General features: G+C 45.2%; 7 protein-coding genes and 1 pseudogene. 3 read left to right on the forward strand and 5 right to left on the reverse strand.

All coding sequences use genetic code 11. The annotated features are described in order from the left end of the window. Nucleotides 1-136: 136 nt before the first annotated feature. From BJP37_RS23865 to BJP37_RS39930, 4 genes are all read right to left on the reverse strand, one after another. A complete protein-coding gene (locus tag BJP37_RS23865) occupies nucleotides 137-343 on the reverse strand; it encodes a hypothetical protein (RefSeq protein WP_143727656.1) in 207 nt (68 codons plus the stop codon). Between the two features lie 409 nt (nucleotides 344-752). After that, nucleotides 753-992 (reverse strand): hypothetical protein, encoded by a 240-nt coding sequence (locus BJP37_RS23870; protein WP_075902506.1) that lies wholly within the window; start codon nucleotides 990-992, stop codon nucleotides 753-755. A 616-nt stretch (nucleotides 993-1608) separates the two neighbouring features. Beyond that, on the reverse strand, nucleotides 1609-1965 hold the full coding sequence (locus BJP37_RS23875) for a hypothetical protein (protein ID WP_143727763.1): 357 nt from the start codon (nucleotides 1963-1965) through the stop codon (nucleotides 1609-1611). 68 nt (nucleotides 1966-2033) lie between these two features. Further along, entirely contained in the window at nucleotides 2034-2189 is a 156-nt protein-coding gene (locus BJP37_RS39930; protein WP_158069744.1) for a hypothetical protein, read from the reverse strand. 187 nt (nucleotides 2190-2376) lie between these two features. Here BJP37_RS39930 and BJP37_RS23880 point away from each other — a divergent pair, with 187 nt between their 5' ends. Both BJP37_RS23880 and BJP37_RS39935 read left to right on the forward strand, forming a co-directional pair. Beyond that, nucleotides 2377-2658, forward strand: a complete 282-nt coding sequence (locus BJP37_RS23880; protein ID WP_198954161.1) for a hypothetical protein — start codon at nucleotides 2377-2379, stop codon at nucleotides 2656-2658. Between the two features lie 234 nt (nucleotides 2659-2892). Beyond that, nucleotides 2893-3030 carry a hypothetical protein gene (locus tag BJP37_RS39935; protein ID WP_158069745.1) on the forward strand — a complete coding sequence of 46 codons (138 nt, stop codon included), beginning with the start codon at nucleotides 2893-2895 and terminating at the stop codon, nucleotides 3028-3030. Nucleotides 3031-3032: 2 nt separating this feature from the next. Here the strand turns inward: BJP37_RS39935 and BJP37_RS23885 are convergent. Beyond that, nucleotides 3033-4181: pseudogene (locus tag BJP37_RS23885) on the reverse strand (RNA polymerase sigma factor); the annotation flags it as partial. Nucleotides 4182-5895: 1714 nt separating this feature from the next. On the opposite strand from BJP37_RS23885, the gene BJP37_RS23890 reads away from it, so the two are divergent. Next, a complete protein-coding gene (locus tag BJP37_RS23890; RefSeq protein WP_075902512.1) occupies nucleotides 5896-7293 on the forward strand; it encodes an AAA-like domain-containing protein in 1398 nt (465 codons plus the stop codon). Nucleotides 7294-7628: the final 335 nt, after the last annotated feature.

A 7628-nucleotide genomic window follows, 5' to 3' on the forward strand; every position in this document is an offset into this window, starting at 1 on the left:
CTGACGGGGTGACAAACAGCCTTAAAAGCTTTACGGGGTGACCGGGTGTGGGGTGATGGGTGTAGGGAACCCACCCCTAACCCCTCCCAGGAGGGGAAAAATCAGGAGCTGGCGGAGTGGCGACGGGACGGTTAAATCAGGTTTCGGAGCGATTGTTATCCAATGGCTCACTCCAAATTCGCTGTCTTGATGCAATAGCGAGTGGGGGAAACCCCCAAGACCGCGCTGCATCGCTGTCAGCCATGCTTTGCGCGAGTGGGGGAAACCACGGCAGTTGCTCATGGGGGGAACCCCCTTTGGCGGCACTGCCTCCCCAAGACCGCGCTGCATCGCTGTCAGCCATGCTTTGCGCGAGTGGTTTGAAGTTACCGTAAGACAGGCTCGCCTTAATCAATAAGTTTTAATCATGCATCTGCATAGCCTACCAACCATTTTGGCTCAACGTAATCAGGTTTCGTCTCCGGGGAAACCCCCTGTTCCGAAGCTGCATCGCTTCTATTTTCCCCACACCCCACACCCGGTCACCCCATACCCTGTCTAGTTTAATGCCTTGTTGTCACCCCCTCAGTTCCCACCATTGTGGTGAGGCTTGCTGCTGGGCTTGTAGTAAAGCAAGTTGGCTGAGCTATAGGTTGTAAGGTCAAAGTCCGGGGAGCTTTGAGGGAGCGAGTACACAACTAAAGTACGGAACCATCAAGGGCATATGGATTTGGTAAACTCGATGGGTTTTAATGGGCGTATCTCGACGATTATCAAGACGTTCTAGCCAAGTGCGGGTTTGATCTCTCTTGCATTTCCCCGACCGCTTCAAGACGGTTCAATTCTCGCAGGGTTGCGAGCACTTGGGTTGAGTCACTGCGTTGTTTAACTAATTCCTTAATCCATCCCCCTGCTTTGAGTTGGCTGAGTAACTGATTTAATAGTCTGTCTCCTGCTCCTCCCTCTACCAAACGATTGCGAAATTCACGCTTGCCTGTATGGTCACGCGCCACTATCTTCGTTCCTCCAAACCCAAGGCATATTTCCTGTTCTACCGACAAATGACTGCATCTGCCGCCTGACGGTCTGGTAAGTTTTCCAGAAATTGCATAACCCTCACCAGGGCTAATTGTCCTGCACTAATCAATGACGAACCATGCTGCTTAACAAGTCCGCAAAGTATTGATCGTGATAAATCTCTGGGAGTTCATCCCTGAGCCAGATCTAGAGATTCCCTTGGGGAAATGCTGCTAGGGCTACCCGACGAGTAAGCTTCAGGAACACTGGCACCGATGGGCTTGACATCAAGCATTTCTCTTTCTCCTTTTAGCTCCCAACTCTTACCATATCGTCAATGCTTTTACTCATTTTTTTGTTAAGCAATATTTCGCCACCAGCATCCCATTTGTTAACGCACCCGAGAAGATCGGCGTTCGCACTACCATTCCTGGGAACAGCAACGCCATTTTTTTTACATAGAGAGGGAGGTTATAATAACCTCCCTTACTTTGACTATTACCTACTACACAGTTTTGATAATCTAGCAACTAGCTATCGATTTTAATGCTTGCTACTGACTCTTACTGCTGCATAGTTTAAGTTCAATGGGCTTTTGAATTGGGGCTAGAGTTACTGACTCACCAAGACCGAAATGGTTGGGGAAGCGATATTCTTAAAAATTGCCTCGGCTGTCTGGCCACAATCGTAAGTTTCCCCTTGGAAGAAAGCGTTTGGGTCAATTATTGTTATTTGGTCACAAAAGTTTGCCTCTACTTTAACTATCCCCTGAGTCTGGTCTGACTCATTGGAATATTCAGCATGAAAGCTTGTTTTCGTTGGATCAAGGATTACTGTCTGTTGTTGACCTTGCGTTATTTGAAAACGGTTAGGGTTAGGGGTATCTGCAAAAGCAGATGCGACTTGAGAACCGAAAGCAAGCACTACAGCCAGAAGGAAAGCTGTAAACACTTTGATTTTACGCTTCATAATTTTCATCCTTTTTTCACTGTAACTTTGGATTTGATCAGGTGGGTTTTTGTTTTCCACCTTTCAATCTAAAGACGATCTAAGAGGGTAATATCTGAATTTTTGATAATTAGCGTTCGCGTAGCGTGGCCTACGGCCAATCGCACCCTCATTCCATAAATAAGAAAAGCGTTCGCGTAGCGGCTCAGAGCATCGCATTCCCTAAATAAGAAAAGCGATCGCATTCCCTAAAAAAGAAAAGCGATCGCATTCCCTAAAAAAGAAAAGCGATCGCATTCCCTAAAAAAGAAAAGCGATCGCATTCCCTAAAAAAGAAAAGCGATCGCATTCCCTAAAAAAGAAAAGCGATCGCATTCCCTAAAAAAGAAAAGCGATCGCATTCCCTAAAAAAGAAAAGCGATNTGGTTCATCTTGGCATTGGCTACACTCTATGTTACGGCACAAGGCACATTGGTTGTGGAAACGGGGAAACGACGGTGGGTTGACACCCATTGGTTTCGTGGCAACAGCTATTTCCGCATCGGCTGGGATTGGGTCAAAACTGCTCTGTTAAACGGATGGCGACTGATTCGTCACGTCAGTTTCACCTCCAACCGTGATCCTGACCCTGTTATGGCATCGCGCAAACAACACGAGAAACGAATTTATAGGCTAGAGTTCAAAGTACTAACGTACCAATATGTTCCGGAATAACTTTTGTCAGTCAATCAGGGTGCGCTTAACTCATTAATAATTAAATTCGCCACGGGTCGCACCTAATTGTTAAGTGTTAATTGACAAACCATTAACACTTAACAAGTTTTTTTTATTACCACCATAAACACTATCCTTTCCAATACCTTTAAAATCGGTGTTGCGTCAGTCTTTGAATGAATAGGAGTAGAGTGGGCATCCTGCCCGCCCGAAAATAAGCATGAAACTGGCTTGATGCCCATTCCACCGCCAGATGCCCATTCCACGGCCAGATGCCTATTCTACAGATGGGACCCGCCGAACAGGCAAGATGCCTATTCCACAGATGGGACCCGCCGAACAGGCAAGATGCCTATTCTACCTCACTCTTAAAATCATTCCATTATTAAGCAAGGCCGACCTGTAAGCTTTACCGGATGGAAATTTGAGCAAATTGTGATCAAAAAAGATAAACCCGCTATGGCATTGTATAAATGCGGGATGATTTTGATAGTTTTGTGGGGTGGGCATCTGGCCGTGGAATGGCCATCTTGGTGGAATGGCCATCCTGCTGTGGAATGGCCATCTTGGTGGGGTGGGCATCTGGCTGTGGAATGGACATCTTGGTGGGGTGGGCATCTGGCTGTGGAATGGCCATCTTGGTGGGGTGGGCATCTGGCTGTGGAATGGCCATCTTGCTGGAACAGGCATCTGGCTGTGGAATGGCCATCTTGGTGGAACGGGCATCTTGCCCGTTTCATTTTCCAGGCAGATAAGATGCCCACCCCACTCCTATTCATCCCGCCCCTGAGCAATGCCTCATTGTTGACTTCTAACTTCTCCTCAGAAGTAGCTGCAACAGGAACCGACTCAGACTCCTGCACCAATAGCACTTCCTCACCAACAACACTCTCCACTTCCTCCACCGCAACAGATAATGCCACCGTCTCGCCCACAATCGCTTCAACTTCCCCATTCGGCTGGGACATTTCCCCCATTGCTGACTCTGTTGCCTGATTAGTTGGTGTAACCGATAATTTCTTATCAGTTTCATCCTCGCCGATAAAATATTCCCTCAATTCCTCTCGCAGAATGGCCCGCGCCTGGGATATGCGCTTACAGACATTCTGGTAAGAAATCTCTTGCTGTTGGGCTATTTCTCGATAAGACAGTTCTTGGTAAAAATGCAGGATAAAGGTCTGGTGCAGCCGAGGGGGTAAGTTATCAATGGCACTGCGGATAGCAATCTTTTTCTCGTCTGTCTCCAAAACCCTTTCTGGGGTATCGTCACAGGAAACTAGTCCTTTTTCCTCTGGAATCCCTTCTATATCCTCAACCTGGTTCGCGCTGCGACAATGTTCTCGATGAATATCCACGCAGAGGTTATGAGTCAGCTTTGTCAGCCAAGCCTTAAAATTAGAGATTTTCCGCCCAAACTTTTGCACCTTCTCCCATGCCTTGATCATCGCCCGACTCAGGGCATCTTCAGCATCGGTAGGGTTTCCACCCATCCACCTGAGACAGCGATGATAGAGATAATCTTGATATTGCTGCCATTGCTGCTAAAACTCTTTCTCTGAAACGTGATGAGATTGGCCCAATGCAGTAGAACTGGCTTCTAATTGAATATCTGACATCATAATTGATCAACACAATGGTGTATGCTCTCCACGGGAGTCCAGGGCTGATTTGTATAGCACTACGCATTAAGGTTAGGACGTTGATACAAGCTGAAAAGCTCTTTTACTCAACTTTTGCCTTTTGCCTTTTGCCTTTTGCCTTGCGCGTAGCGCTATACTCGACATTTTTGACCTCGATACCCGATCACCATTTGAGAGTATAGCGGTTTTTAGTCTGTTAATCTCATAAAACTGATGTAAAAACTCATGTAAAAACTCATGTAAAAACTCATGTATAGAGTTTTTATATAGGTCGTAAACAAAATTTTTGCTCAAAAAGGCAAGATGCAAGAGGCGAAACGCAAGAGGGGCAAGAGATTCAAAGTTTTATTGTCCAATCAAAAAAGACCATATACGTTTACATCTCAAATATAAACCCTATATACAGTGGAAAGTCGGGAGTCAACAGAAGCGGTAAATGGCGAGAATTATCCCTATCTACCCATTTTCCGCTTCTAAAAATCTGACTAAATCGCGTTTATACAAACAAAATCAATGGCTGTGAAGCGCAAAAACCACTATTTTGCCTATTATTATCTGCTATTATAGAGTTTCTCATAGCTATGAGGTACACATTATTTTTTCCCTCTTCCCTCTTCCCTCTTCCCTCTTCCCTCTTCCCTGCTCCGAAGTCCCTGCTCCGAAGTCCCTGCTCCGAAGTCCCTAAAAACCAGAGATTTGTACCTCATGGGTATAAGACTTGCTATATCTGCTATTATCTGCTATTATCACACTCCCCTGTCAGGGATTCCCAGTAGGGAGCATGTCAAATTTGCAGAACAAATGTACTAAAATAGCTCATAACTGCTACTTACGCCCCAAAAACACTGTAATTCAAGCGTTTGTAGTTCAAGTGTTCTTACAAAATTGACCTGCTTCCTTCCCAGGAATACAACTAGTTAACAATATTTAATAGTCACCTGGAAATTATATATGGTACTATCACTTACGGTTAGGATAATAAATCAAAGGAGGAAAGTAAGCCTTGAATGCCTGCCATCTCGGTAAGCTCCCTACTCGCAAGAAACGGGCAAGATGCCCGTTCCACCGAGAGGAGTGATGTTATCCCTTTAATCGAATGGTAGCTGACCAGCCTTAGTTATATAAACTAGCTGATCGCTAAGAGTTGAAATTCCTAAATCTTGGTGCATTTCCGGATTTAATTGGAATTAAACTAATACAGTAGTAAAGCGGCTGAATCAAGACTAGCTCTATAGTCGTAAATTATGATTTATGGGTATGATTGATACCCACCAATATTGGGCATCATCCAATATTGGGCATCATAGGAAATAACTAGTTATTAAACCTCCTCTGGTTAACTTATGGTTAACGGGGATTCAATTGACCAGTCAACAGCTCTAAAATTGCTGGGTCATTCAGGGTAAAAGCATCTATGTTTGTTTTGGTTGATTCCTATATATATATAGGAATGTTTGTAAATTAAATAAACACTCCTCAACACTATAGTTTTTGGATACCAAAAGGGTATAGCCAGACTCCTATGATTTGTTTCGGTGTGTCACGTTTGATCGAGCACTTAAAAGGTGCTTCTTGATAAATTTCGGTGACCTTTTAAATGAATCTTGACCGTATCCTAGAAATTGTTGACCGTCAACTAAAAGATAGCCAACATCGACCCCTTACTTCCATAGAAGTAATTATGCTGGGTGGGGTTTGGCAGTATAGAACTTATAACCAAATTGCCCTCGAAGCAGGTTATAGTCCAGGGTACCTTACCAGTGTCGTTGCTCCAGAGTTGTATCAGCGACTCTCGGAGGTGATTGGCCAGCGGGTAAGCAAGAAAAACTGTCGGGTGCTGCTGGAGTCTTATGCCACTGCCCAAACAGCCGCAGAGACAAACCCTTTTCAGGCAGATCTGGTGTTGCCAGAGCTGACGGGAAATGCTGCCAATGAAACCCCTGAGATACTACCTTGCTATCCCAGTGGCTCAATCCCTATCAACTCTCCCTTTTACCTAGAACGCTCTTCCCTTGAGGAGCAAGTTTATCAAGAAATCAAGAAACCGGGAGCGTTAATCAGGATTAAAGCTCCCAGAGAAATGGGCAAAACCTCACTGCTGCTCAGGATTCTTGACCATGGCAACCGCCTGGGCTACCATACTGTCAGCTTGAACCTAGAGCAAGTCGAGCAGGGAATTTTAAGCAATTTGAATCAATTTTTGCGCTGGCTGTGTGCCAACATCGCTCACCAGCTTCAGCGTAAACCGATGCTAGATGAGTATTGGGATGAAGACTTGGGCAGTAAAATTAGCTCTACCCTCTACTTCCAAGACTATCTACTAGATTTAATTGATACTCCCCTAATCTTGGCATTGGATGAGGTGAGCCAGATTTTCGAGCATCCCCAAGTCGCGAAGGATTTTTTACCTCTGTTGCGTTCTTGGTACGAAGAAGGCAAAAGACTGCCCATCTGGCAAAAGCTTCGCCTGGTAGTGGTTCACTCCACGGAAATTTACGTTCCTCTGGAGCTTAACCAGTCTCCTTTCAATGTGGGGCTGCCGGTTCAGTTAGACAACTTCAGCCAGGACGAGGTGCAGCAGTTAGCTCAACGCTACGGACTCGACTGGATAGGTCTCGAAGAAGCTAGACAATTAATGGTAATGCTGGGGGGGCATCCGGCACTGGTAAACTTAACGCTCTATCATCTTAGTCGCAAGGAGATAACTCTGTCCCAACTGCTAGAAAGTGCTCCCACTGCCACCGGAATTTATGCTCATCACTTGCAGCGTCATTGGGCAACATTGGCAAAACAGCCGGAATTAGCACAAGCTCTTGATACGGTTCTCAAGGCCACTGAACCTGTGCCCTTAGACCCCATCCTAACTCACAAGTTAAGCAGTATGGGGTTGATTAAACTTTCAGGTGCTCAAGCGATCGCCAGTTGTGAATTGTATCGGCAGTATTTTAGGAAAAAGGGAGAGCAACAGTTTATGTATACAGCATCTTTCTTGTAGCCTAATCATTGATTTAGGGAGCAGGGAGCAGGGAGCAGGGAGCAGGGAAGAAAATTGGATGTATCTCAGTTATTCGAGAAACCCTAGATCAGTTTTTAATGCTCCTGTCACGAGTCAATGTTTTGTTTATTAGTTTTTTGATGATATTTTATATGAGTTATGATATGATTTTTATTAGTTTAATAGGTCAAGATTTAAACTAAAATACAACATATAGCAAAGGGAACAGGGAATAGGGAACAGCGATGCAGCGCGGTCTTGGGAAGGCAGCGCGGTCTTGGGGGTTCCCCCGGAGACGAAACCTGATTACGTTGAGCCTTTATGGTTGGTAGGCT

The organism is Moorena bouillonii PNG (assembly GCF_001942495.1).
GTDB classification, from domain to species: domain Bacteria; phylum Cyanobacteriota; class Cyanobacteriia; order Cyanobacteriales; family Coleofasciculaceae; genus Moorena; species Moorena bouillonii.

Coding starts and splice junctions, on each gene's coding strand:
- BJP37_RS23865 (WP_143727656.1), bottom strand. CDS start 343: ATGGCTGACAGCGATGCAGCGCGGTCTTGGGGAGGCAGTGCCGCCAAA.
- BJP37_RS23875 (WP_143727763.1), bottom strand. CDS start 1,965: ATGAAGCGTAAAATCAAAGTGTTTACAGCTTTCCTTCTGGCTGTAGTG.
- BJP37_RS39930 (WP_158069744.1), bottom strand. CDS start 2,189: ATGCGATCGCTTTTCTTATTTAGGGAATGCGATGCTCTGAGCCGCTAC.
- BJP37_RS39935 (WP_158069745.1), top strand. CDS start 2,893: ATGCCCATTCCACCGCCAGATGCCCATTCCACGGCCAGATGCCTATTC.
- BJP37_RS23890 (WP_075902512.1), top strand. CDS start 5,896: ATGAATCTTGACCGTATCCTAGAAATTGTTGACCGTCAACTAAAAGAT.